Raw genomic sequence first — 20,334 nt, forward strand, 5'->3', positions numbered from 1 at the left:
ATGCCCCGAACCATTACCGGCGTCGTGATCCACTGCGCCGCCACGCCGAACGGCAAGCCGTTCACCCGTGCCGACATCGATGCCATGCACCGCCAGCGCGGCTTCCACCGCCAGCCGGCGGCCATCACCCGTTACAAGACGGCGCTCGGCCATGAGCTGCCCAGCATCGGCTACCACTACGTGATCGAGACCGACGGCTCGCTGAAGCCCGGCCGCCACCCCGAGGAGATCGGCGCCCACGTGCAGGGCAGCAACTCCCTCACGCTGGGCGTGTGCCTGATCGGCACCGATCGCTTCACCCTGGATCAGTGGGCCACGCTGCGCAATCTGGTCTCCAACCTGAAACAGCAGCACCCGACGGCCAGCGTGCTGGGTCACCGCGACTACAGCCCGGACAAAGACGGCGACGGCGTGGTGGAACGCAACGAGTGGCTGAAGATCTGCCCGGGCTTCAACGTGAAAACCTGGCTGGCCGGCGGTATGCGGCCCTTGGCTGACCATCTGCAGGAGGCCGCATGCAACGCGACCGCCTGAAACGTTACCTGCTGGCCCGTGCTCGAGAAGCCTCCACTTGGCGCGGCCTGGTGCTGGTGGCCACCGCACTGGGCGTCTCTCTGTCGCCGGAACAGCAAGAGGCCATCGTGACCGCTGGGCTGTTTGTGGCCGGCATCGTCGGTGCGCTGATGCCAGACCAGAAGGGAGGCACCGATGCCGAGTAAAGCCAAGCTGATTGCCCTGCTGGTCTCGGCTGGCTTGGTCACCGGTGCCGTGCTGTGGTACGGCCATACCCGCTTCAACGCTGGCCTGCAGGTGGGCCGCGTCGAGTTGGCGGCCTACAAGCTGCAGGTGGCCGAGCAGCGCGCCAAGGATGCCGACGCTGCCCAAACCCGCTACCAGGCCAAGGTCGACGCGCTGGCCGCCGCCAGCGCCCAACTCGACCAGGTGCAACAGTATCTGGACAGCGCCCGCGCACAACTCACCCGGAGGATTTCCCATGCGGCACAACCGCCCCAGCCCCTGGCTGGCCAGCCTGCTCCTGGCTTGCTGTCTGTTGACGGCCTGCAGTTCTACAACGCCGCCTTCGGCCTGCATGCCGGATCCGGCACCGCCGGTACCGATCAACCTGACCAGGAAGGTGCCGCCGCCGGCGCCGCTGACAGCGGGGTATCACGCGAGGACCTCCTCGCCCATTCCCGCGACCTCGGCCTCTGGTGCCGGGCCGTAGCAGCGCAGCGAGACGAACTGATCAACCTGTTACCGAAAGGGGGCCAGCCGTGAGCGCCGAGAGCCGAGCATCTACTGCCGGGTGGCAGTTCGAGAAGCGGATCAACCTGGGAGACATCCTCTCTTCGGTGGCCCTGGTCGGCACGCTGGCCGTGTTCATGATCACCCTGGACAAGCGCGTGACCGTGCTCGAGGAGAAACAGACTCAGCAGGTAGCGATCGACCGTCAGCAGGATGAACGGGTGAAAGACCAGAACAACGAGGTCAAGGGCGAGCTGAAGGACATCAGCGCCAAGCTGGACAAGCTGGTCGATCGACAGCTTGACGCACGGGGTGGTGGGAAATGAGCGACCCGATCACCCGTGCCCTCGACAGCATCACGGCGGGACTCATCGCCGCCCTACCCGATCGGGTGGTCAGCGACCAGTTCGTCGACCACCCACAGCGCAAGGTCGAGGACCTCCACCTCGGTGTGGTGTGCCTGCTGCTGCCCTCCGGCTCGCTGCCCAGCGAGTGGGAGACCGACCTCAAGCTGACGCTGGTCGGCCAGGTCAAGGTGGTGGAGCGTGGCGGCACCACACGCCAGGTGCGCGACGCCGAGCTGGCCCTCCTGCAGCAGCTGCTGGCCTTCGCCCGCAACCCGGGCGCCGGCGTACCGCGGCTGAACGTGACCAGCTTCCGCACCAGCTCACAGATGGAATTCCCGTTCGGCTGGGTGACTCTCGAGGTCACCGCCGGGCCGCTGGATCTGGCCGATGGCGCCGATGACGAGATCTATCCGCCGTCGGTGGTGATCGGCGAGCTGAAAACCGCGCACGTCGATATCGACATCCGGCCGCATGAGCAGCCGTCGGAACACAACAAGTGGCTGACTGGGGACTACAGCACCAGCCAGCCGGATTTACAGGCAGACATCACTCCGGAGACGACCCCATGAATGAAGAACTGATCAAGCCCGCGCCCGGGCTGAGTGTGCGGCTGGAGGACGGCAGCGGTTTCCTGCCGGCCGCCGGCAAGCTGCTGCCGCTCACCAGCTACTGGCGCCGTCGCATCGGTGACGGCGACGCGGAACTGGGCACCGACCAGGAGCGAGACGCCGCCATCGCCCAGCGCCTGGCGGACACCGAAGCGCCGGCTCCGGCCGGTGCCACCAAAAAGGCAAAGGAGTAAGCGACCATGCCGGATAACATCACTTTCATGACGATTCCGGTCGGCAGCCGTACAGGCGGCGTGTTTCTGGAGATCGATCACACCAAAGCGGTCAACGGCCTGCCACAGATGGAGCGCAAGCTGCTGATGATCGGCCAGCGCCTGCCAGGCGGCAGCGTGCCGACCAATACGCTGGTGCGGATTCTCAATGCGGGGCAGGCTGCCGGCCAGTTTGGCCAGGGCTCCATGCTCCATCGCATGGCCATTGCGACCGATGCCGTCATCAAGCGGTACGGTCTGGTCGACGTGTGGGCTGTCGTCCTGGACGATCTGGAGTCCGGTACGGCAGCGGCCGGCACGGTGACGCTGACCGGCACCGTGACCAAGGCGGGCGTCCTCACGCTGTACATTGGCGGCGAGCGCGTGCGCGTGGCGGCCAGCCTCAACGATACCAACGCCCAGTTGGCCACCAAGCTTGCCGACGCCATCAACGCCAGCCCGGATCTGCCCGTCACGGCGGCCGCCGTCGCCGGCGTGCTCACCGTTACCTGCCGGCACAAGGGGGAGGCAGGTAACGGGATGGAACTAGCCACCAGCTACTACGACGAGGACGTGCTGCCGGAGGGGATCACCACCGTGTGCGTCAACCTGGCCAACGGCGCCGGCAATCCGGACGTGGGCAGCGCGTTGGCGGCCATTGCCGACGACTGGTACTACACCATCGTCAGTCCCTACACCGACGCGGCCAACCTGGCCGTGCTCGAGGCCGAGATGGACGGCCGCTGGGGCGGTATGGACATGCGTACCGGCCACATTTTCAATGCCAAGGACGGCACGCATGCCCAGCTCACCACCTGGGGCGCCGGCCGAAACAGCCCGCACGGCAGTACCTGGGGGCTCAAGGGCTGCCCGACGTGGGCGCCGGTCCGCGCCGCCGCCTTTGCTGCCGTATGCGAGTTCAATGGCGCGATCGATCCCGCCCTACCTCTACGCAACCTGGACGTGCCGGGGGTATTGGCGCCTCGACTGAAAGACCGGTTCGGCCGCAATGAGCGTGAGCTGCTGCTGCGTGACGGCATCAGCAGTACGTTTGTGGACTCGGGCGGCAAGGTGATCCTTGAGCGCGTGATCACCAACTATCAGAAAAACCCCATCGGGATCGATGACGAGAGCCTGCTGCGTCTGGAAACCAAGTGGTCTGTCGACTACTTCCGCTACGCCAACCGTGTGCGGATCGCCCTGCGCTTTCCCCGGCACAAGCTGGCGAGCGACGGCACCAGGGTGGCCCCCTGCTCGAAAACCGTCAGGCCGTCTGACATTCAGGCCGAGCTGATCGCCCTGGCCTACGAACTGGAAGGGGAACTGATCGAGGACGTCGAGGGGTACAAGAAAAACCTCAAGGTCGTTCGCAGTGCCGCCGACGTCGATGCCGTCAATGCGGTTCTTCCTCCCGACATGGTCAACCAGTTCATCACGTTCGCTGGCGCGGTCCAGTACAGACTTTGAGGTAAATCGATATGGCAAAACTGACCGGCATTGTGTATGTGAACCTGAACGGGTCGCGGCTGCGCTCCAAGCCCGGTGCCAGCCTCAAGGTGGGCGGCGCCATCAGGAAGGCCGAAACCGATGTGAACGGCTTCGCGGGCCACAGCACGGAAGAGATCAAGCCGGCCGAGGTGAAGTGCACGCTGCTGCATGCCGACGACACCGACCTGGTCGCCCTGCAGCAGATCGAGGGCGCCACGTTGGTGTTCGAGACTGACAGCGGACAGCGTTACCTGGTGCGCGACGCCGGCACCGAGGGCGAGGTGGAAATGAAGGGGAAGGAAGTGGACATCACCTTCACCGGAGCACCGGCCGAGCGGGTGTAACCCATTTCCACCCCTGTTTCCGCACGGCGCGTGGCGAGAGAATGGCCGTGCTTTCTGCGTGTCTTCCTCCTTCACACGGTGTGGCAACCGTTCCAGCCCCGCTTCGGCGGGGCTTCTTCTTGTACACGACTTCGCTTTTCTGCAAAATGCCAAAATCATTAACTATGCATTTGGCACGCCATGAAGACACTCCTGCTCGCCCTGCTGTCCCTCTCTCTCCTCGCTCCGCTAGCCGAAGCCCGCAACACACCGTGCTCCGGTAAAAAGGGCGGCGTGTCTCATTGTTCCGGTAGCAAGTTTGTGTGCAAGGACGGGACGATCAGTAAGTCGAAGAAGGTGTGCAGTCGATGAGAAAGGCGGCGTTGGCGGCGCTTATCCTGTTCTTTGTAGGGTGCGGAAATCCCTTGTTAGCAGGCGGCCTATTTACTTCCCCGGCAGATGATCTGGAGAAAAGCTTGATAGCTGGAGATGTCGTCACAGCCAAGGGTCATATGGCCGAGATCCGGAGAAATAAATCGCTGGATACCAACAGAACCGTTGGTTATATGCTGCTGACTGAATCCTTCGACGCCATTGAGCAATTTCATGCCGCCGCCGAGAAGTTTGCAGAGGACAAGCAGGAAAGCCGCTTTGCAGAGGTGGAACGCACGTTCGGTCTGGTCTCCCGGACAGCTAGACCAGTCGCACAATACAGACTGTCGGCTTCAAAACCGCTTGTTGATGCCTACAACGAGAAGGTCCATGCCGCCAACGCGATGTATGCGGCACTGAGCGATGAGAATCGGACGCTGGCACAGCAGCGTCGCGAACAGGCCCTGGCCGAAGAAAAACGAAAGCAGGAAGAGCTGCGCGCCCGCTGGGAACAAGAGGAACGCGAGCAACAGCTCGCTTTTCAGCAACAGGAGGCAGAGTTTCGGCGCGAACTTGAGCAAGAGGAACGCCAGCAGGTTGCCGCTTCATCGAAACGGAAGCGCGTCCACTCAGACTATCTGGCAGACAGTTATACCGACTTTCCCTCTGCACGCTCTTATGGCAAGAGCAGAGGGAGAGGCTGGGGACGAGGCCGGCGCAGAAGATAAGACGCCGGTTTGCCACTGCACAGTGGCACAGACCTAGCCCGCCCCCGCTGGCTTGTTCTCTCCCCAAATCCCCCCCTTATCCCGCACCTCACCACCACCCAGAATGCCAGCATGGGCGTGAAACGCCCGCCACGTTATCAACTGGGAGCTGGCATGTCTGAACTCAAAACCGTGACGGTGGTGCTCACCCACGGCGTCCCCCTCAAGAACTCCTCGGCCAAGACCGTGGTTCTGCGCGAGCCGCTGCTCGAGGACATGATCGAAGCCGAGAGCGATGCCGCCGCCGCGTTTTCCCCGCTGGCCTTCCGCCGTGCCCTGGTGGCGCGCCAGATCGTCTCGCTGGACGGCGACGCCCTGCCGGTCACCCCGGGCATGCTGAACAAGCTGCGCCCCTCCGACTGGAACAAGCTGGTGGCCGGCTTGAACGAGGCCGAACAGCTGGGGGAAGCGTCTGCCGCCGCCGAGAACGATTCCTCGACGGCATCCTCCTGATCGCCTGCAAGACCGGCTGGAGCCGGACCGAGATCGGCCGGCTCCCTGTTCATGAATTCCTGCATTACCGCGACACCCTGATCAAGGCCGCCGAAGCCAACAACGACGATGAGTAACGACCTGTCCCTGTCCGTTCGTATCTACGCCGATGCCGCCCGCTATGCGGCAGGCCTGGCTACGGGCGTGCGGGAGACCAGCAAGTTTGCGGCGAGTGTGAAGCGCGAGCTGGAGTCGGTGAAGGGCTTCATGGGCGGGCTGCATGGACAGCTCACCACGCTGGCCGGCGGCATCACGGCCCTCAAGGTGGCGGCTGACTCGGCCAACCTGGACAAATCGCTGACCGGCATCCGCCTGACGGCCGAGGCCACCCGCGAGGAGGCCAATGCGCTGCGCCAGGACATGTTCCGCATGGCCAAGGATTCCGGCCGCAGCGTGGAGGACCTGAAGGAAGGCTTCAACAACCTGGTGCAGGCCGGGCAGAGCTGGAAGGCCGCCCGGGAAGAGATCGATGCCACCAACGTGGCCATGGCCGTGACCAATGCCAAGGCCGACAAGCTGACCGGCGCGCTGGGCGTGGCCTCCGAGTCCTTCCACTTCGACCTGGCACAGCCCGGGAAGGCGCTGCAGCTGCTCGACAAGATGACGGTGGCCGGCCGTAAGGGTAATGCCGAGCTGGAAAACCTGTCGGACATCTTTGCCCGTGTGGGGCCCAGTGCCAGCAGTGCCGGCATGGGCTTCGACAAGACGCTGGCGTTCATCGAAGGCCTGTCGATGATGGAGCGTCAGCCGGAGCGCCTGGCAACGCTGGCCGATTCCACGCTGCGCCTGTTTAACAACCTGAACTACATGAAGGATGCCGCCAAGGCGACGGGCGTGAAGTTCTTCAACGGCGACGGCAGTCGGCGCGATGCGCTGGCCGTCATCGCCGACATCAAGAAGCAGTACGACCAGATCACCACCGACAAGGGCCGTGCCACCTTCCTGCAGAAGGCCTTCGGCAAGGCCGACCTCGACACGATCAAGGGCATGAAGATCCTGCTGTCGGGCAACACCCTCGACAAAATCAACCAGTTCAGCGGCGAGATCGGCGGCGCCGGCGGCACGCTCAAGCGCGACATGGGCAGTGCGATCGACAACGCCGTCGACCAGACCGGCCGGCTGAAGGCCGCGCTGCGTGAGGCGGCCGACAACTTCGCCCAGCCGATCAACGACACCTTGGCCCAAGTGATCAAGTGGGGCATGGACAGCAAGGACAACGGCGGCCTGGCGCTGAACGGCAAGGACATGGTCGGCGGCGCGCTGGCGCTGACTGCCGGCACGGCGCTGGCGGCACGCTACGGCAGCAAGCTGGTGAGCTCGCTGGCCGGCAAGGCTGGCAGTACCGCCGTCGGTGTAGCCACCGGCAAGGCACTGGAGCAGGCCGCCGGCGTCACGCCGGTGTTCGTGGTGAACATGCCCAACGGTGGTCCCGGTGGTGGTGGAGCGATCGACGCCGCGGCCGGCGCCGGCGCTGCTGGAATCGCCGGCAAGGTGGCCAGCAAGTGGAAGGTTGGCACGGCTATGGCTGGCGGCTTGCCCCTGAAGGATTTTCTCAAGCTGGGCGTGGCGGCCGTCAGCACGGCCGCTGCTGCCACTACCGCCTCCGCTGCCGCCGGCTACGGTGTCGGCACTCTCGCCTACAAGGGCATGGAGGGCACCAAGGCCGGGGATTTCCTGGTCGACAAGGTCGGCGGCGGCATCGCCCGGGTGCTGGCGATGTTCGGTAATGAAGACGCGCGGCGCGCGGTGGAAATGACCGAGAAGCTGAAGAACACCGACCTGGGCGGCACGCTGACGATCAAGCTGGATACCTCAGGCGTCGCCGGCGTTGTCTCGGCCGAGGTACAGGCCAAGCCCAACGATTCCCGCCTGAAATACAACGTGGGCAAAACCATGCAGGGGGCGAACTGATGGCTGAGACCCCGCTGCGCCAGGCCTCCTACAAGGGCGTTGCCTTCCGCGTCGCCGAAACCGACATGGAGGTCGGACGCCGCACCGTCCTCCATGAATACCCGTATCGGGACATCCCCTACGGCGAGGACATGGGCCGGGCCGCGCGCGGCTTCACCGTGTCGGCCCTGTTCATCGGCGAGACCGCCCGCGAAGACTCCGACGCGCTGATCGACGTGCTCGAGGTCGGCGGCGCCGGCACGCTGGTCCACCCCTGGCGCGGCCAGCAGTACGTGCAGCTCGAGCGCCCGGCCCGGGTGCGTTACCCCCGGGCTGTCGGCGGGCGCATCGTCATCGAGATGGATCTGCGCGAGTCCGGCGAGAACACCGAGCCGGCAGCACGTGCCGACACTGACGCCCAGCTCGAGGCAGCGGCCGACGACGCCCAGGCCGCGGCCGATGATGATTTCGCGCTGAGCTGGCTGGAGGACATTGCCGACTATGCCGAGGAAGCCGCCCAGTTGGTGGAGGACACCATGTCCACGCTGGAGAGCTACCTGGCGCCGCTGGACCGCGCCGAGGCTGCGCTCGATCGCGTGCTGAACGCCGTGCAACGCATCATCGACGCCCCGCTGGTGCTGGTGGGGCGGTTGCAGACACGGATTCAGAACCTGGTCGGCAAGCTGGACACCCCATTCTCCGGCACCACCGCCTGGCGCAAGCTGCTGCGCGGCAAGGGGCTGAACCCGTGGCAGCCGGTGGCGGTGCAAGGTTCGCGGCCGGCGTGGACCGAATCCAACCCGTCCCGGAAAACCAGCGAGCTGCCGGCGATGCCGCCGAGCCTCGCCGCCTGGACGCGCCGCACCCTGGTGATCGAGGCGGCGCGCACCTTGCCGACGGCGACGTTCACGACCAAGGCGGACGTGCAGACGGCTCGCGCCCAGATCCTCGCCGCCCTCGACGTGGAGCTGAAGGCCGCGCCGGACGCGCTCTACCCCGCCCTGCAGACGCTGCGCGTGACCGTTGGCGCAACGCTGCAGGCACGCCTTCCCGGCACCGCCGAGGTGGATACCGTGACCACGGCCGCCACGCTGCCGGCGCTGGTGGTGGCGTACCAGGTGACGGGTACCATCGAGGTGGAGGCCGACCTCGTGGCGCGAAACGGCGTGCGCCACCCCGGCTTCGTGCCGGCCGGCGACGTGGAGGTGCTACGTGGCTGACGTGTGCGAGCTCAAGGTGGGCGGCCAGATCTACGGCGGCTGGACCGACATCGAGATCCAGCGCGGGCTGGAACAGGTGTCCGGCCAGTTCTCGCTGCAGGTGACCGAGCGCTGGCCAGGGCAGCCCGAGCCGCGGCCGATCCGCCCCGGGCAGGCTGGCGTGGTGTCGATCGACGGCGAGCCGGTGCTGACCGGCTGGGTGGACGAGGCCCGCCCGGGCTACGACGCCACGAACACCTGGTTCAACGTGGAGGGCCGCGACAAGACCGGCGACCTGATCGACTGCAGCGCCATCTTCCGGTCTGGCCAGTGGAAAGGCGCCAGCCTGAAGCGCATCGCCCTCGACCTGCTGGCGGCCTACCGTATCGACGTGGTGGTGGGCCCCCACGCCGAGAAGCGGGCGAACGAGGCGATCGCCTCCTTCCGCCTCGAGGAGGGCGAGACGGTGTTCGATTGCCTGGAGCGCGCGGCGCGGCTGAAGGCGGTGATGCTGTGGACCGACGGCCGCGGGCGGCTGGTGATCGATCTGCCCGGCCAGCAGCGCGCCGTCACCGCCTTGGTGGAGGGCGAGAACATCCTGCGCGCCGATCTGACGCTGAGCTGGCACGAGCGCTACAGCCAGTACATCGTCAAAGGCCAGGCACGCGGCCAGCACAACGCCAAAGGCACGGCCTCCGACACAGTGGTGACACGCCACCGGCCGCTGATCATCCTGGCCGAGGACCAGACGAACGGCCCCACCGCCCAGCAGCGTGCCGAGTGGGAGCGCACGGTGCGCCAGGGCCGCGCCAACCGCGCCACGATCCGGGTGCAGAGCTGGCGCCAGGGCGGCGACGCCGGCCCGCTGTGGGCGCCCGGCCTGCGCGTGCCGGTGACCTCCCCGCGGCTGCGCGTCGATGCCGAGATGCTGATCGCCGGCGTCACCTATCTGAAGAACGCCCAGGACGGCACGGTGTGCGATCTGGAGATCGCCGACCCGCGCGCCTTCGATCTGCTCTCCGGCATCCGCACCGCCGCGCTCAAGTCCCCCCGCACCGGCGACAAGGGGCTGGCCACCGGCAGCGACAAGAAGCAGGGGAAAAAGAAGAGCGACAAGAAGGCCGACGACTGGAGCGACCTGTGAACCCGATGCAGAAACTCCGGCTGATGGTGGCGCGTGGCATCGTCAATCTGGTGAACGACGCCGGCGGCCTGCAGCAGTTGCAGGTCGATGGGCTGGCAGACGAAATCGGCGATGAGGTGGAGCGGGTGCAGAACTTCGGCCAAACCGGCCATCCGCCGTCCGGATCCGTGCCGGTGATGGTGGCGGTGGCCGGCAGCCGCGACCACCTGGTGGCCGTGGCGGTCGACCATGAGGGCAGCCGCCCCAAGAACCTGCAGCCGGGCGAATCGGCCACCTACAACGCCCACGGTGTGCTGTTTCTGTTCGACAAGGACGGCAACGCCACACTGAACTGCAAGAACTTCATCGTCAACGCGAGCGAAGGGGTGCAAGTCAACACGCCGGCGGCAACGTTCAGCCAGGCCGTCACGGTGAACGGGCTGTTCAGCTACAAGGCGGGCATGTCCGGTACCGGAGGCGGCGCCGGCACCATCATCAGCGGCGACATCACCCACACCGGCGGCAACCTCAAATCCAACGGTGTCATCGTGCACAACCACTACCACATCAACGTTCAGCCCGGCCCGGGCAATTCCGGGGGGCCGGCATCATGAGCACCCGCCTGCTGATCGACCTCGCCGAGCCGCTGCCGCTCGAGCTGTTCGCCGACCCGATAGACGCCGCCATCGTGCTGAGCCTGTTCTGCGATGCCCGCGCCCTGCCTCAGGACCAGCAGGGAGACCCCCGCGGCTGGTGGGGCGATGCGCTGGCCAGCCAGAGCGGCGACCGCTGGGGCGGCCGTCTGTGGCTGCTGGCCCGCCGTGCCAAAAACGTGCCGGAAACGCTGCGCCTGGCCGAAGACTACACCCGCGAGGCGCTGCAGTGGCTGCTGGACGATCAGGTCGCGTCGGCGATCGACGTGACCGCCAGCGCGCTGAGCAGTGAGGCGATGAAGCTCGCCATCACCATCGACGACAAGACACTGGAGGTGCGCTATGCCCATTGACAGGCCCACCCTCGCCGAGCTCTCCCGCCGGGCCGAGGCCGAGCTGCCCCTGGAGACCGCCAGCGAGCCGCTGCGCCGCAACCTGTACACCCCGCTGGCACGTGCCATCGCCGGCGCCGTGCACGGCCTGTACGGGCACCAGGAGTGGATCACCCGCCAGATCCACCCGCAGGACTCCGACGATGACATCCTGGAGAACGTGCACGCCCCGATCTGGCTACCCGGCGGCCGCAAGCCCGCGGCTGCCGCCACTGGCAGCATCACCGTCACCGGCACGGCCGGCTACAGCCTGGATCAGGGCGTGACCTTCAACCGCGCCGACGGCCTGCTGTACGGGCTGACCGATGGCATCATCATCGACGCTGGCGGCAGCACCACAGCCTCGGTGGTGTGCCTGACCGCCGGCGTCAGCGGCAACACCGAACCCGGCGGCAAACTGCGCCTGACCAACCCGGTATCCGGCATCAACGGTGAAGCCGTGGTGCTGGCGCCGGGACTGTCCGGCGGATCCGACATCGAGGACATCGAGGAGCTGCGCGGGCGGGTGGTCGAGGCCCGCAGCAACGGCGGCCAGGTGGGCCGCAGCACCGACTGGGAGCTGTGGGCCAAGGAGGTGCCGGGCGTCACCCGCGCCTGGTCGGCGCCCAAGCTGCTCGGCCTCGGCAGCATGGTGGTGTACTTCGTGCGCGATGGCGACGCCGACATCTTCCCGGACGCCTCCGAACAGGCCACCGTGCAGCAACACCTCGAGGCGACCGGCACCCCGATGGGCGACCTGTTCGCCGTGGCGCCGGTGCGCAAGGACATCGATTTCACCATCCAGCTGTCGCCCGACACGCCGGCCATGCGGGAAGCCGTCAGCAAGGTGCTTGCCGGCGTGCTGACGAAAGAGGCGAGCCCAGTCAAACGCAACGCCACCGGCCAGACCGAACTGCCGGTATCCGGCGTCACCATCCCGCGCACCCACTTCACCGAAGCGATTTCCGGCACCGCCGGCGAGTGGGATCACGAGATGCCGCTGCCGGCCGGCGACGTGGTATGTACCGTGGGCGAGCTGGCCATGCTGGGGACCATCACATGGCTGTGAGCGCCGATCGCTACCGCCAGCAGCTGCAGGCGCTGCTGCCGCCCGGCATCGCCCTGCAGGCCGAGCCGGACAGCGAGCTCGACATCCTGCTGTCGCGGCTGGCTGGCTTCCTGGGTGAGGTCGACGCCAGCGCCCAGATCGTGCTGGCCGAGGCCGACCCGCTCCGCGCCCTCAAGCTGCTGCCGGAATGGGAGGCCTCGCTCGGCCTGCCCGACAGCTGCACCGTCGGTGAACAGACCCTGCTGGCCCGCCAGCAGGCCGTCGTCGCCAAGCTCACCGATACCGGCGGGGCACGCATCCCCCGCTATCTGCGGATCGCCAACGCGCTGGGCTACCCCGACGCCACCATCAACCGCTTCAGAGACCACACCTGCGAGCTCACCTGCGAGGACCCTGTCTGCGAAAGGGAGTGGCGTTTCGTTTGGCGGCTCGACCTGCCTAGTGGAACGCGGCTTGTGGACAGCACCTGCGAATCCGGATGTGAAGAGCCCATCCGCACCTGGGGCGACACCATGCTCGACTGCGTCATTCATCGCGAGGCACCGGCCACCGGCACGGTGCTGATTTCCTACGGAGGTAACTAAACATGCAACGTGTATCCGCCAGCCGAAACCCGGCGCTGAATCTGTTCGGCGAGGGGAAACACGGTTTCAAGGCCGGCAATCCGGCGACGGGGGAACCGGCGACGACGCCGGGGTTTGAGATGTTCAATGCGCTGCAGGAGGAGATCTGCAGTGTGATCGAGGGGTTCGGGGGTGCACTCGATCCCGACAAGCGGGACCAGCTTTTTTCGGTCATGAAAGGCGCCGGCCGCGTAATCCACAGCATTTCCGCACTGAAGGCCCTGAAGAAAACAGCCTCGACGAATGTGTTTGTGACTGGATATTACGAAACCGGCGATGGCGGTGGGGGCGAATATTGGCAGAAATATGAAAATGCACCTATAGGGTGGGGTAATAACGGTAGCCGTATCACCTCCGATGATGGTGCGGGGTGGGAGCTGATTGTTCGAGGTAGTGTGAATGTTGATCAATTTGGGGCGCAGCAAAGTGGATCGGTGGCGATACAAACCGCAATGGATTCCGGTATCAAGTCCATCGTTTTCTCCGGCAAGACGTACACACTGACCGGCAAACTGGTGGTACCAACCGGCGTTTCGCTGCACTTCGAGCACACCACGCTGGACGGCCATTTCAACGACTTCATGATGACATTTGCCTTCCCGGGAGCGCAGAAGCTAAGCGGCCATCTCACCCTGACGGACTCCCATGCGGACGTGGTGTCGGCGGCCACTACGCTCACCAAGGGCATCGAGTTCGGGAATACCGGTAGCGCCATTCATGATCTTGATGCGAAAGCCTGCACGATTTATTGCAGCAAGCTCAAACGCGCCTATTATTTTGGCGAATTCTCATGGACGAATGAATACGGTGTGCTTAGCAGCTACAACTGCGGAGACGCTGCCACAGAAGCCGTCTACATGCACACGTCTGGTGGTAATGCGCCGCACGACTCGCACTTCGTGCGCCTGGAGGTGAAAGGAGATAACAATCCGACTTGGAACGGCCAAGGGGCGACGCTACGAGGCGATGGATGCTCTATCGGAAGCCTTCATGTAGAGTCAATTTACGCCAACAACGGCACTACATTCTACGGTAGAGGCTGGGCCGTAAATGGCGGCTACGTCGAGAATGTAGGAGGTGCTGCGACCAGCAATACCATCGAGGTAGATTCCGCCGCAAAAGTTACATTTAGTGGCGTTTTGGTAAATTGTCCGCTTGACCTTAATAGCCGAACACCGCTTGTTGGCTGCCGTTTTTTTAAAAGCGATTTACACAAAAACGCGACATATATTGAGTGCAAATTTCCCGCCGCAAATCAGCTTATTCTTGATGTCACTAATATCAAATTGCATGAATTCCCGATTTTTAACGGCGGATCTACCCCAATTGATTTTTATAGATTTTCTGGGAACTGGAGTGAATACGGACCTGGTTACATTGTCCCGGCCGATTTTGTGGATGTTGACTACTACTCCGGAAATCACTCTAGGATAATTGACAGTTCAGCATGGAGTGGCAACAGCTTTCTCATGGAGGCTAACGGAGGATATTTGGGTGCCGTGGCATTCAAACTTAATCCAATGTTGGTGAACACCAAAGTTCATGCTTGGGCAATTGTCAAAATACCCTCCATCTCAGGAGTTTCGGAAATTCGAGTTGGCGTTGGAGGCGTGATTGACACAGGCAATTACGACTTAAATAGCCGAACCGTTGTTTACGGCGAGGCCTATGCCGACAAGTGGGTGCTTGTTGTTCTTCCGGACGTTACGGTTTACGACAATTCATTTGGAGGGCAGGCATTAATGGTCTTCGAGGGGACGAACGAAACCGCTGGGAATAAGGTATACATCAACGCATTCGGAGTTGAAACCGGAGGCTGCACGTACAAAAACCTTGGCACCATCAATTCCCCCGAGGCAAAAGCCTATCTGAAGTTGGATGCCCCGCCTACAACTGGAACCTGGTCTGTTGGAGATCGTGTTGTCAAGAAAACCCCGGCTATAGGCCAATCGAAGGGATGGACCTGCGCGATAGCAGGGACCCCTGGGACATGGGGCAATGAAGGAAACCTTCAGTAAACAAAGGAGTAATAATGGCTCTAAGAAAAACCATCGCCCTCCCGATCGGGCTATCAGTCGTGGATGCCTACCATCGTGTCGAATACGCAGAGGTTAGTAAGGACCAGCTAAGGTTCCAGGTCCGCGCCTATGCATCGGTGGATTTCCCGGCCTGCCACGATGCTCGCTATGTCTGCCCCTATCTGTTAGATGGTGCAAACCCGTTGATACAGGCTTATGAGTATCTGAAATCATTGCCGGAATATGCAGGTGCAGTAGATTGCTAACCTAACTCCACCACCGATCTACCCGTCCCTTGCTCAGGCCAAACAGATCAGTCACCACAGAGCACAACGGCTCGGGCACGTCCCGGGCCATTTTTATGCACGCTAGAACCAGTGCCGGCGTCCACTTTCTTCCGGACGGCTCGGGTACATGGTGATCCAGCAGCCAGCGGCAGACCTTGTTGCCGCTGCCGGTTTCCAGATAGAGCCGGAACACCAGGTCATTCAAGCTTTGAACGGGGGACTCCAAGTGATCGGCCAATGCCGATTTGGTGGCAGCCTCTTTCCGAAGCTCGGCAACCAGCTCGTCGGAGGGGATGAAGCCATAGCCCTCCACATCGTGTTTCATCAACTGCCAACCTCCCTGAACGGACGGGCCTTCCGGATCCCGTCGTGAATGAATACCCGCTGCTACGTCCCCCAAACCAGAACCCGCCACACGGCGGGTTTTGGTTTATTGTGTCAGCTGAGCGGAACAGGCTGGCGCAGTACATTTTTTCATGCGGAACAGATATTTAGGAAGACTGACAAACTCCGTCATCATCCTATTGGACGAGCTGGTCACAGTGAGTGGGCAAGACCAGCTCGACGCATATCTAAACAGCATGAAAAGCCACCTCCCCGCCGCCAGCCGCCTCCTGCTGGTCGTCACCCAATCCGCGCTGCCGGCGCTCACCCTTCACCACTTGGCCGGGGTGGACTGGCCGGCCCAGTGGCTCAGCCTGTACCGCAAGGAAGCGTTCTACCTGGTCGACCCGGTGCTGCGGGCCGCGCCTCGAAAGCCGATCGTCTGGCCCGATCTGATTGCATCCGTCCCCCCTACCCGCGATGAGAACCGGTTCTTCCACCTGTGCGCGCGCTACGGCCTGACACGGGGGTTCAGCTGGATCGAGGAGAGGGGCGACTACCGGGTGATTCTGAGCGTGGCGGGCGAGGAAGCGGAGCAGGACAGCGCCGCCCAGGATCTGCTCGAATGCCTGATGCCCAGGCTGGCCGACGTGGCGGTGCGGATCGTCGGCGCCAGACCGCGTCTGAAGGGCCTGACGACAAGGGAATGTCACATCTTACATTGCATGGTGATGGGGATGCCCGACCACGAAACCGCCGAGCGGGTGGGCCTGACCACCCGCACCGTGCGCGACAAAATCAACAAAATCAAGATGATGTACGGGGCCAACAACCGCTGCCACCTGATGACGATCCTGTTCGGCATCGATTTCCCGGCCCCCGGATCTAGGTAGTAATACCGACGCCATTTCTGCCGGTTTAGCGATATTCAATTCCCAATGGCATTGTTAAATTTGTTCGACATAAAAACCATGTCGAACCAAAGCAAATGCCATTCTGTTCCCTCATTCCCCTGCCCAAGCGATTACGTGAGCCACTGGCGTCACTTCGCTTTTCCTATTTGACGGCCCGCTCGCAGCTGGCCAGATCGTCCCGGAAGTGCCGCGCCTGCCGGTCTCGCCATGGGTAGTCCTTGCGCTGGTAGGCCTGCAGGAAGCTGACCTGGTCGGTCAGCGCGGTGTGGCAATCCATAAACGGGGCGTGCGGCAGGTCATTCGGCCAGGCATCCGATCGGCGCACGGCCTCGCGCTGGATTCGTTGCAGCGCCACGGTGTCGCCGGCGCGGCCGGCGCGGTTGATCTCGGCACGGGTGTGCTTCAGCCAGGCGAGCAGCTGCACGGCGTCGTCGCGCGGCGTGGCGGCCATGGCCGAGGCGGACAGGACGAGTGCGAGGAAGGCAAGGACGGCTTTCATTTGGCGGCGGCCCAATCGCGCATGAACTGCAGCAGGATCTGGCGCTTCTTCTTGGGCAGTTGATCGAACAAGGCCAGCAGCTCCTTCTTGTCGTCGTCCAGGTCCTGGCCAGGCTCGGCCACGTGCACCTCGGCCGCCGTATAGGTCACTTCCATCTCGCCGCGCCCGGTGGTCAGCCATTCGAAGCTGATGCGCAGTTCCTGGGCGATGAGGGACAGATTGTTGGTGGTGGGCTCCGTCAGACCGCTCTCCCAATGACTGACGGCGGACTGGTTGACCCCCACCTGCTCGGCCAGCCAGCCCTGCGATTTCTTGCGCGCCCGCCGGGCGGTCTTGATGCGAGTTCCTATCATCCGCCCATTTTATTAGTGAACTAATATCCAAAATAATTAGCATTGGTATTGACAGATAATAATACTGATACTAATAATTAGGACATCAGCAACACAGGGAGCATGAGATGACCCCCATAGAAGCGGCTCGTAAACGCTTGGGGATGACCCAGTCGGAACTGGCTGAGAAGGCTGGGTGCACGCAAGGACACATCAGCCAGCTGGAAAAGGGTTTGACGAACCCATCCCGCGAACTGGCGAAGCGGTTGGCTACCGCTCTGGAACTGACGGTCATGGAAATCCTGTATCCGGAGGATGCAGAGAAGAAGTAGGCGCCGTACCCACGGGCTAGGTGGGCACGGCACGGTGGTGCAGGTACTACGGTGTGGCAACCACAGTATCGGCACCGGAAGAAATTCGTTCAAGACGATTTTTTACGGGAGCTATCACAGATGAACCCTGACATCGATGTATTCGATGCACTGCGCGAGACAGCACGCCAGTTCGGAGTGGAAAAACTGGCCGCCCTGATGAATGTCCGGCGCGGCACCCTCTTCAACAAGCTGTCCCTCAAACCGACCACGGCTCACCACAAGCCGACGCTCAAGGACTTCATCGAGATTCTGACGCACAGCCGGGACCTGAAGCCGCTGCGCATGTTGAACACCTTCTTCGGCTGCGTCACCTACCAGCTGCCCGACCTGAGCCAGGCCTCCGACACCGCCCTGCTCGATCTCGTCAACCGCGTGCACATCTGCGGCGGCGACGTGCACCGCGAAATCGACGAGGCCCTGGACGACGGCCACGTCAGCGCCCAGGACTTCCAGGAGTTCGACGTCGAGCTGCAGGAATGGCTGGCCGCCATCCTCGAGCTGCGCGCCCGCTTCAAGGGGATGGTGATCCATGCAGCTTGATAGCCCCATCCCCGATTGCCTCGCCAAGCACGGCATCACCACCGTGCGCGACAACCTGCAGCCCGGCCAAACCGTCGGCGGCTTCGTCCCGGAGCTGGTCCGCCTGTTCGGCGCGGAACTCGTGGAGGCGTTCAAGTGCAAAAACCCGCCCGACACCGAAACCAGCTCGGCCTCCCGCTCGAAGCGACTGCCGGCGAGCTGACCGAGGAAGAGCTGCGCGTGGCGCACCGCCGCGCGGGACTGCAACTGCCGTTTGAGAAAGCCATGGACAACCCGGCGCTGGCGATTTGCCTGAGGAACAGCGCTCTGTCCCTGAAAAGAGGAGTGACACGCAGATGAGCACTACCGACAACGTAATCGAGCTGTTCACGCCGGGCCCGCAGCTGCACCTGGCCCGCTTCCACATCGCCCTGGGCGACCCGGCCCTGATCTATGGCCACGACGACATCGCCAGCATCACCTTCCGCCGCGAGAACGGCGAGCTGGCCCTGTACCACATGGCCCTGGGCATCACCGAAACCCGCCGCGTCGTGCTGCCGGGCGACGAGATCCAGCTGCAGGTGGACGGCAAGACCTTGCTGATCATCGTCCGCGCCTCGTCGGCCACCCACGTGTGGCTGGACGCCGGCAAGGACCGTACCGCCGACATTGCCATGGTGCTGGCCGCCGCCACGGCCTGACCGACCTTCAACCTTGTGATCTGGGAGGACACATGGAACGTTACCTCACCCCGACGGAGCTCCAGCAGCTCCTCAGCGCCGCACACCGGGTCAACGACCCGCTGGCGCAGCGCGACTACCACGTGATGGCCGCCTTGTCTCTGAGCGGCTGCCGCATCGGCGAATTCAGTCTGATCACCCTGGGCGATGCCTGGGACGCACTGAAAACCGATTACCTGTTTCTGCCGCGCGAGAACCGCAAGGGCGGCAAGCACGACCACAAGGTGTTCATGACCCGAGCGCTGCGCCTGCACCTGGTGGCCTTGTGCAACATGAACGACAGCCAGCTGGCCAGCGATCCGCTGGTGCCGGGCCGCTTCGGCGCCCCGATGACCGTGCGCAGCTACCAGCAGCGCATCGCCTACTGGGCACAGGAAGCCGGGCTGACCATGAAGGTCACTCCGCACTTCTTCCGCCACACCCGCGCCATGAACATCATGCGCTCGAGCGAAGCCCGCGACCCGCGCGGCATCGTCCAGAACGCACTGGGCCATAAGAGCATCGCCAGCACGGGCATCTACACCCAGCCGAGCCGCGAGGATCTGGAGAACACGCTGTCCGCGATCGACGGCCACGGTGGCCGGCGTCCCTCGATGGGCTCGCTGCGCAAGGCGTATGCACGGAGGGTGGGGTGATGGCTATTCAACGCTACTGCCTGAGCTGGGACTGGAAGGCTGACGTGGTGGTCGATATCGACCGCGAGATCGCCACCGACGAGAAGCTGCACATGATCAACAACTTCTGGACCAATGCCGAAGACCGCCTCGAGGAGGCAAACGGCGATGTGCTGGTGGCCGTCCTGAAGATGCTGTGTACCAAGGTTGTCAGCATGTCCATCGAGTACCTGGACGTGAAAGACATCTTTGCGAAGCGCGGTGGCGCTACCGAGGGCTGGCCGGCACTCGATGGCAGCTGGGGCATCACCCTGGTGCGCTACGACGAGTTGGAGTTCGACGACGACGACGTCGAGGTGCGGGAGATTTCCCATGGCTAAGCCTCGCAACCTCTGGCCCGACACCATGCAGATCTGGGTCGTCACCGGCAGTGGTGGCTCCGGCAAGACCACCCTCGGCAGCACGCTGGTCACCCTCGCCGGCGGCTACGGGATCGACGCCGTGATGGTCGACGGCGTGCGCGACGCCAGCCAGGCCGAGAGCCTGCTGCGCATGCGCACCGTCTCCCCGGACCTGCTGATCATGGTCACCGAAGACTGGCCCGTCCCCAACATGCCGCGCCGCGCCGAGCGCGTGTTTGGTCTCAACCCGGGCGACGCCGCCACGGTGCACCACATCGCCCACCAGGTGATGACGCGCACCCCGCCCGTGAAGGCCAAGCCGGCCGCCAGCAAGGAGGCGAGCCATGCGTGAAGCGAACCGCCGCCTGCACACCCCTGACAACAGCGACCGCCGCCCGCTCGCCGCGCTGGCCAGCCCGATCGACCCGCGCGCCGCCGAGAAGCTGCAGGCCATGCACCGCCGCGCCGTCGCCGTGCGCCGCGAAGTCGAAGCCCGGGCCGACGCCCGCCGTGAAGAACACTGAGGAGAA

At 63.8% G+C, this 20,334-nt stretch carries 31 protein-coding genes; 28 read left to right on the plus strand and 3 right to left on the minus strand.

Annotated features, from left to right (window positions below; translation table 11 throughout):
• From PSEMAI1_RS0113135 to PSEMAI1_RS20640, 19 genes are all read left to right on the plus strand, one after another.
• Entirely contained in the window at window positions 1-534 is a 534-nt protein-coding gene (locus PSEMAI1_RS0113135; RefSeq protein ID WP_024303318.1) for an N-acetylmuramoyl-L-alanine amidase, read from the plus strand.
• Window positions 516-719, plus strand: coding sequence for a hypothetical protein (locus PSEMAI1_RS0113140; RefSeq protein WP_024303319.1), 204 nt, complete (start codon window positions 516-518; stop codon window positions 717-719). Before PSEMAI1_RS0113135 ends, PSEMAI1_RS0113140 begins: the two co-directional genes overlap by 19 nt.
• The gene (locus PSEMAI1_RS0113145; RefSeq protein WP_024303320.1) at window positions 709-1,278 is read left to right on the plus strand and encodes a hypothetical protein; all 570 of its coding nucleotides are present in this window, start codon (window positions 709-711) and stop codon (window positions 1,276-1,278) included. The genes PSEMAI1_RS0113140 and PSEMAI1_RS0113145 overlap by 11 nt, the downstream gene beginning before the upstream one ends.
• Complete coding sequence (locus tag PSEMAI1_RS0113150; RefSeq protein WP_156943135.1) at window positions 1,275-1,571, plus strand: hypothetical protein; 297 nt, start codon at window positions 1,275-1,277, stop codon at window positions 1,569-1,571. The genes PSEMAI1_RS0113145 and PSEMAI1_RS0113150 overlap by 4 nt, the downstream gene beginning before the upstream one ends.
• Window positions 1,568-2,161: a hypothetical protein gene (locus PSEMAI1_RS0113155; protein WP_024303322.1), complete on the plus strand. Its 594-nt coding sequence runs from the start codon at window positions 1,568-1,570 to the stop codon at window positions 2,159-2,161. Before PSEMAI1_RS0113150 ends, PSEMAI1_RS0113155 begins: the two co-directional genes overlap by 4 nt.
• Window positions 2,158-2,394 carry a DUF2635 domain-containing protein gene (locus tag PSEMAI1_RS0113160; protein ID WP_024303323.1) on the plus strand — a complete coding sequence of 79 codons (237 nt, stop codon included), beginning with the start codon at window positions 2,158-2,160 and terminating at the stop codon, window positions 2,392-2,394. The genes PSEMAI1_RS0113155 and PSEMAI1_RS0113160 overlap by 4 nt, the downstream gene beginning before the upstream one ends.
• A gap of 6 nt (window positions 2,395-2,400) precedes the next feature.
• The gene (locus tag PSEMAI1_RS0113165; RefSeq protein WP_024303324.1) at window positions 2,401-3,879 is read left to right on the plus strand and encodes a phage tail sheath subtilisin-like domain-containing protein; all 1,479 of its coding nucleotides are present in this window, start codon (window positions 2,401-2,403) and stop codon (window positions 3,877-3,879) included.
• Window positions 3,880-3,890: 11 nt separating this feature from the next.
• Window positions 3,891-4,244 carry a phage tail tube protein gene (locus PSEMAI1_RS0113170; RefSeq protein ID WP_024303325.1) on the plus strand — a complete coding sequence of 118 codons (354 nt, stop codon included), beginning with the start codon at window positions 3,891-3,893 and terminating at the stop codon, window positions 4,242-4,244.
• 347 nt (window positions 4,245-4,591) lie between these two features.
• Window positions 4,592-5,323 (plus strand): hypothetical protein, encoded by a 732-nt coding sequence (locus PSEMAI1_RS21830; RefSeq protein ID WP_156943136.1) that lies wholly within the window; start codon window positions 4,592-4,594, stop codon window positions 5,321-5,323.
• Window positions 5,324-5,476: 153 nt separating this feature from the next.
• On the plus strand, window positions 5,477-5,815 hold the full coding sequence (locus tag PSEMAI1_RS0113180) for a phage tail assembly protein (RefSeq protein WP_024303327.1): 339 nt from the start codon (window positions 5,477-5,479) through the stop codon (window positions 5,813-5,815).
• 108 nt (window positions 5,816-5,923) lie between these two features.
• On the plus strand, window positions 5,924-7,765 hold the full coding sequence (locus tag PSEMAI1_RS0113185; protein ID WP_024303328.1) for a phage tail tape measure protein: 1,842 nt from the start codon (window positions 5,924-5,926) through the stop codon (window positions 7,763-7,765).
• Window positions 7,765-8,964: a DNA circularization protein gene (locus tag PSEMAI1_RS0113190; RefSeq protein WP_024303329.1), complete on the plus strand. Its 1,200-nt coding sequence runs from the start codon at window positions 7,765-7,767 to the stop codon at window positions 8,962-8,964. The genes PSEMAI1_RS0113185 and PSEMAI1_RS0113190 overlap by 1 nt, the downstream gene beginning before the upstream one ends.
• On the plus strand, window positions 8,957-10,087 hold the full coding sequence (locus PSEMAI1_RS0113195) for a phage baseplate assembly protein (protein WP_024303330.1): 1,131 nt from the start codon (window positions 8,957-8,959) through the stop codon (window positions 10,085-10,087). Before PSEMAI1_RS0113190 ends, PSEMAI1_RS0113195 begins: the two co-directional genes overlap by 8 nt.
• Window positions 10,088-10,092: 5 nt before the next feature.
• Window positions 10,093-10,680 carry a phage baseplate assembly protein V gene (locus PSEMAI1_RS0113200; RefSeq protein ID WP_156943137.1) on the plus strand — a complete coding sequence of 196 codons (588 nt, stop codon included), beginning with the start codon at window positions 10,093-10,095 and terminating at the stop codon, window positions 10,678-10,680.
• Window positions 10,677-11,072, plus strand: a complete 396-nt coding sequence (locus PSEMAI1_RS0113205; protein WP_029770710.1) for a phage GP46 family protein — start codon at window positions 10,677-10,679, stop codon at window positions 11,070-11,072. Before PSEMAI1_RS0113200 ends, PSEMAI1_RS0113205 begins: the two co-directional genes overlap by 4 nt.
• On the plus strand, window positions 11,062-12,159 hold the full coding sequence (locus PSEMAI1_RS0113210; RefSeq protein WP_024303333.1) for a baseplate J/gp47 family protein: 1,098 nt from the start codon (window positions 11,062-11,064) through the stop codon (window positions 12,157-12,159). The genes PSEMAI1_RS0113205 and PSEMAI1_RS0113210 overlap by 11 nt, the downstream gene beginning before the upstream one ends.
• The gene (locus PSEMAI1_RS0113215) at window positions 12,150-12,743 is read left to right on the plus strand and encodes a YmfQ family protein (protein WP_024303334.1); all 594 of its coding nucleotides are present in this window, start codon (window positions 12,150-12,152) and stop codon (window positions 12,741-12,743) included. Before PSEMAI1_RS0113210 ends, PSEMAI1_RS0113215 begins: the two co-directional genes overlap by 10 nt.
• A 2-nt stretch (window positions 12,744-12,745) precedes the next feature.
• Window positions 12,746-14,800, plus strand: a complete 2,055-nt coding sequence (locus PSEMAI1_RS20955; RefSeq protein ID WP_024303335.1) for a hypothetical protein — start codon at window positions 12,746-12,748, stop codon at window positions 14,798-14,800.
• A 14-nt stretch (window positions 14,801-14,814) separates the two neighbouring features.
• A complete protein-coding gene (locus PSEMAI1_RS20640) occupies window positions 14,815-15,066 on the plus strand; it encodes a hypothetical protein (protein WP_036986291.1) in 252 nt (83 codons plus the stop codon).
• A gap of 1 nt (window position 15,067) precedes the next feature.
• On the opposite strand, the gene PSEMAI1_RS0113225 is transcribed toward PSEMAI1_RS20640, so the two are convergent.
• Window positions 15,068-15,412, minus strand: a complete 345-nt coding sequence (locus PSEMAI1_RS0113225) for a recombinase family protein (RefSeq protein ID WP_156943138.1) — start codon at window positions 15,410-15,412, stop codon at window positions 15,068-15,070.
• Between the two features lie 256 nt (window positions 15,413-15,668).
• Here PSEMAI1_RS0113225 and PSEMAI1_RS0113230 point away from each other — a divergent pair, with 256 nt between their 5' ends.
• On the plus strand, window positions 15,669-16,304 hold the full coding sequence (locus PSEMAI1_RS0113230; RefSeq protein ID WP_198019619.1) for a LuxR family transcriptional regulator: 636 nt from the start codon (window positions 15,669-15,671) through the stop codon (window positions 16,302-16,304).
• Window positions 16,305-16,467: 163 nt separating this feature from the next.
• Here the strand turns inward: PSEMAI1_RS0113230 and PSEMAI1_RS0113235 are convergent, their stop codons facing one another.
• Window positions 16,468-16,824, minus strand: a complete 357-nt coding sequence (locus tag PSEMAI1_RS0113235) for a hypothetical protein (RefSeq protein WP_024303338.1) — start codon at window positions 16,822-16,824, stop codon at window positions 16,468-16,470.
• Window positions 16,821-17,177: a helix-turn-helix domain-containing protein gene (locus PSEMAI1_RS0113240; protein WP_024303339.1), complete on the minus strand. Its 357-nt coding sequence runs from the start codon at window positions 17,175-17,177 to the stop codon at window positions 16,821-16,823. The genes PSEMAI1_RS0113235 and PSEMAI1_RS0113240 overlap by 4 nt, the downstream gene beginning before the upstream one ends.
• 107 nt (window positions 17,178-17,284) lie before the next feature.
• Here PSEMAI1_RS0113240 and PSEMAI1_RS0113245 point away from each other — a divergent pair, with 107 nt between their 5' ends.
• The 8 genes from PSEMAI1_RS0113245 to PSEMAI1_RS0113280 all read left to right on the plus strand — a co-directional run bounded on the left by PSEMAI1_RS0113245 (window position 17,285) and on the right by PSEMAI1_RS0113280 (window position 20,328).
• Window positions 17,285-17,488: a helix-turn-helix transcriptional regulator gene (locus PSEMAI1_RS0113245; RefSeq protein ID WP_024303340.1), complete on the plus strand. Its 204-nt coding sequence runs from the start codon at window positions 17,285-17,287 to the stop codon at window positions 17,486-17,488.
• Between the two features lie 120 nt (window positions 17,489-17,608).
• Entirely contained in the window at window positions 17,609-18,070 is a 462-nt protein-coding gene (locus PSEMAI1_RS0113250) for a phage regulatory CII family protein (RefSeq protein WP_024303341.1), read from the plus strand.
• Window positions 18,060-18,272: a hypothetical protein gene (locus tag PSEMAI1_RS0113255; RefSeq protein ID WP_024303342.1), complete on the plus strand. Its 213-nt coding sequence runs from the start codon at window positions 18,060-18,062 to the stop codon at window positions 18,270-18,272. Before PSEMAI1_RS0113250 ends, PSEMAI1_RS0113255 begins: the two co-directional genes overlap by 11 nt.
• A gap of 133 nt (window positions 18,273-18,405) precedes the next feature.
• The gene (locus PSEMAI1_RS0113260; protein WP_024303343.1) at window positions 18,406-18,750 is read left to right on the plus strand and encodes a hypothetical protein; all 345 of its coding nucleotides are present in this window, start codon (window positions 18,406-18,408) and stop codon (window positions 18,748-18,750) included.
• A 32-nt stretch (window positions 18,751-18,782) separates the two neighbouring features.
• Complete coding sequence (locus PSEMAI1_RS0113265) at window positions 18,783-19,424, plus strand: tyrosine-type recombinase/integrase (protein WP_024303344.1); 642 nt, start codon at window positions 18,783-18,785, stop codon at window positions 19,422-19,424.
• Entirely contained in the window at window positions 19,424-19,783 is a 360-nt protein-coding gene (locus tag PSEMAI1_RS0113270; RefSeq protein WP_024303345.1) for a DUF2528 family protein, read from the plus strand. The genes PSEMAI1_RS0113265 and PSEMAI1_RS0113270 overlap by 1 nt, the downstream gene beginning before the upstream one ends.
• Window positions 19,776-20,156: a hypothetical protein gene (locus PSEMAI1_RS0113275; protein WP_024303346.1), complete on the plus strand. Its 381-nt coding sequence runs from the start codon at window positions 19,776-19,778 to the stop codon at window positions 20,154-20,156. Before PSEMAI1_RS0113270 ends, PSEMAI1_RS0113275 begins: the two co-directional genes overlap by 8 nt.
• On the plus strand, window positions 20,149-20,328 hold the full coding sequence (locus PSEMAI1_RS0113280; protein WP_024303347.1) for a hypothetical protein: 180 nt from the start codon (window positions 20,149-20,151) through the stop codon (window positions 20,326-20,328). Before PSEMAI1_RS0113275 ends, PSEMAI1_RS0113280 begins: the two co-directional genes overlap by 8 nt.
• The last annotated feature ends 6 nt before the right edge of the window (window positions 20,329-20,334 follow it).

It is taken from the genome of Pseudogulbenkiania sp. MAI-1 (assembly GCF_000527175.1).
Lineage (GTDB): Bacteria > Pseudomonadota > Gammaproteobacteria > Burkholderiales > Chromobacteriaceae > Pseudogulbenkiania.

Bases quoted from the DNA above. Each gene is read 5' to 3' on its own strand.
- PSEMAI1_RS0113190 (WP_024303329.1), top strand. From the start codon at position 7,765: ATGGCTGAGACCCCGCTGCGCCAGGCCTCCTACAAGGGCGTTGCCTTC.
- PSEMAI1_RS0113235 (WP_024303338.1), bottom strand. From the start codon at position 16,824: ATGAAAGCCGTCCTTGCCTTCCTCGCACTCGTCCTGTCCGCCTCGGCC.
- PSEMAI1_RS0113280 (WP_024303347.1), top strand. From the start codon at position 20,149: ATGCGTGAAGCGAACCGCCGCCTGCACACCCCTGACAACAGCGACCGC.
- PSEMAI1_RS0113240 (WP_024303339.1), bottom strand. From the start codon at position 17,177: ATGATAGGAACTCGCATCAAGACCGCCCGGCGGGCGCGCAAGAAATCG.
- PSEMAI1_RS0113215 (WP_024303334.1), top strand. From the start codon at position 12,150: ATGGCTGTGAGCGCCGATCGCTACCGCCAGCAGCTGCAGGCGCTGCTG.
- PSEMAI1_RS0113185 (WP_024303328.1), top strand. From the start codon at position 5,924: ATGAGTAACGACCTGTCCCTGTCCGTTCGTATCTACGCCGATGCCGCC.
- PSEMAI1_RS0113255 (WP_024303342.1), top strand. From the start codon at position 18,060: ATGCAGCTTGATAGCCCCATCCCCGATTGCCTCGCCAAGCACGGCATC.
- PSEMAI1_RS20955 (WP_024303335.1), top strand. From the start codon at position 12,746: ATGCAACGTGTATCCGCCAGCCGAAACCCGGCGCTGAATCTGTTCGGC.
- PSEMAI1_RS0113200 (WP_156943137.1), top strand. From the start codon at position 10,093: ATGCAGAAACTCCGGCTGATGGTGGCGCGTGGCATCGTCAATCTGGTG.
- PSEMAI1_RS0113275 (WP_024303346.1), top strand. From the start codon at position 19,776: ATGGCTAAGCCTCGCAACCTCTGGCCCGACACCATGCAGATCTGGGTC.
- PSEMAI1_RS0113140 (WP_024303319.1), top strand. From the start codon at position 516: ATGCAACGCGACCGCCTGAAACGTTACCTGCTGGCCCGTGCTCGAGAA.
- PSEMAI1_RS0113250 (WP_024303341.1), top strand. From the start codon at position 17,609: ATGAACCCTGACATCGATGTATTCGATGCACTGCGCGAGACAGCACGC.
- PSEMAI1_RS20640 (WP_036986291.1), top strand. From the start codon at position 14,815: ATGGCTCTAAGAAAAACCATCGCCCTCCCGATCGGGCTATCAGTCGTG.
- PSEMAI1_RS21830 (WP_156943136.1), top strand. From the start codon at position 4,592: ATGAGAAAGGCGGCGTTGGCGGCGCTTATCCTGTTCTTTGTAGGGTGC.
- PSEMAI1_RS0113135 (WP_024303318.1), top strand. From the start codon at position 1: ATGCCCCGAACCATTACCGGCGTCGTGATCCACTGCGCCGCCACGCCG.
- PSEMAI1_RS0113145 (WP_024303320.1), top strand. From the start codon at position 709: ATGCCGAGTAAAGCCAAGCTGATTGCCCTGCTGGTCTCGGCTGGCTTG.
- PSEMAI1_RS0113245 (WP_024303340.1), top strand. From the start codon at position 17,285: ATGACCCCCATAGAAGCGGCTCGTAAACGCTTGGGGATGACCCAGTCG.
- PSEMAI1_RS0113155 (WP_024303322.1), top strand. From the start codon at position 1,568: ATGAGCGACCCGATCACCCGTGCCCTCGACAGCATCACGGCGGGACTC.
- PSEMAI1_RS0113270 (WP_024303345.1), top strand. From the start codon at position 19,424: ATGGCTATTCAACGCTACTGCCTGAGCTGGGACTGGAAGGCTGACGTG.
- PSEMAI1_RS0113180 (WP_024303327.1), top strand. From the start codon at position 5,477: ATGTCTGAACTCAAAACCGTGACGGTGGTGCTCACCCACGGCGTCCCC.
- PSEMAI1_RS0113260 (WP_024303343.1), top strand. From the start codon at position 18,406: ATGAGCACTACCGACAACGTAATCGAGCTGTTCACGCCGGGCCCGCAG.
- PSEMAI1_RS0113170 (WP_024303325.1), top strand. From the start codon at position 3,891: ATGGCAAAACTGACCGGCATTGTGTATGTGAACCTGAACGGGTCGCGG.
- PSEMAI1_RS0113210 (WP_024303333.1), top strand. From the start codon at position 11,062: ATGCCCATTGACAGGCCCACCCTCGCCGAGCTCTCCCGCCGGGCCGAG.
- PSEMAI1_RS0113165 (WP_024303324.1), top strand. From the start codon at position 2,401: ATGCCGGATAACATCACTTTCATGACGATTCCGGTCGGCAGCCGTACA.
- PSEMAI1_RS0113230 (WP_198019619.1), top strand. From the start codon at position 15,669: ATGAAAAGCCACCTCCCCGCCGCCAGCCGCCTCCTGCTGGTCGTCACC.
- PSEMAI1_RS0113205 (WP_029770710.1), top strand. From the start codon at position 10,677: ATGAGCACCCGCCTGCTGATCGACCTCGCCGAGCCGCTGCCGCTCGAG.
- PSEMAI1_RS0113160 (WP_024303323.1), top strand. From the start codon at position 2,158: ATGAATGAAGAACTGATCAAGCCCGCGCCCGGGCTGAGTGTGCGGCTG.
- PSEMAI1_RS0113265 (WP_024303344.1), top strand. From the start codon at position 18,783: ATGGAACGTTACCTCACCCCGACGGAGCTCCAGCAGCTCCTCAGCGCC.
- PSEMAI1_RS0113225 (WP_156943138.1), bottom strand. From the start codon at position 15,412: ATGAAACACGATGTGGAGGGCTATGGCTTCATCCCCTCCGACGAGCTG.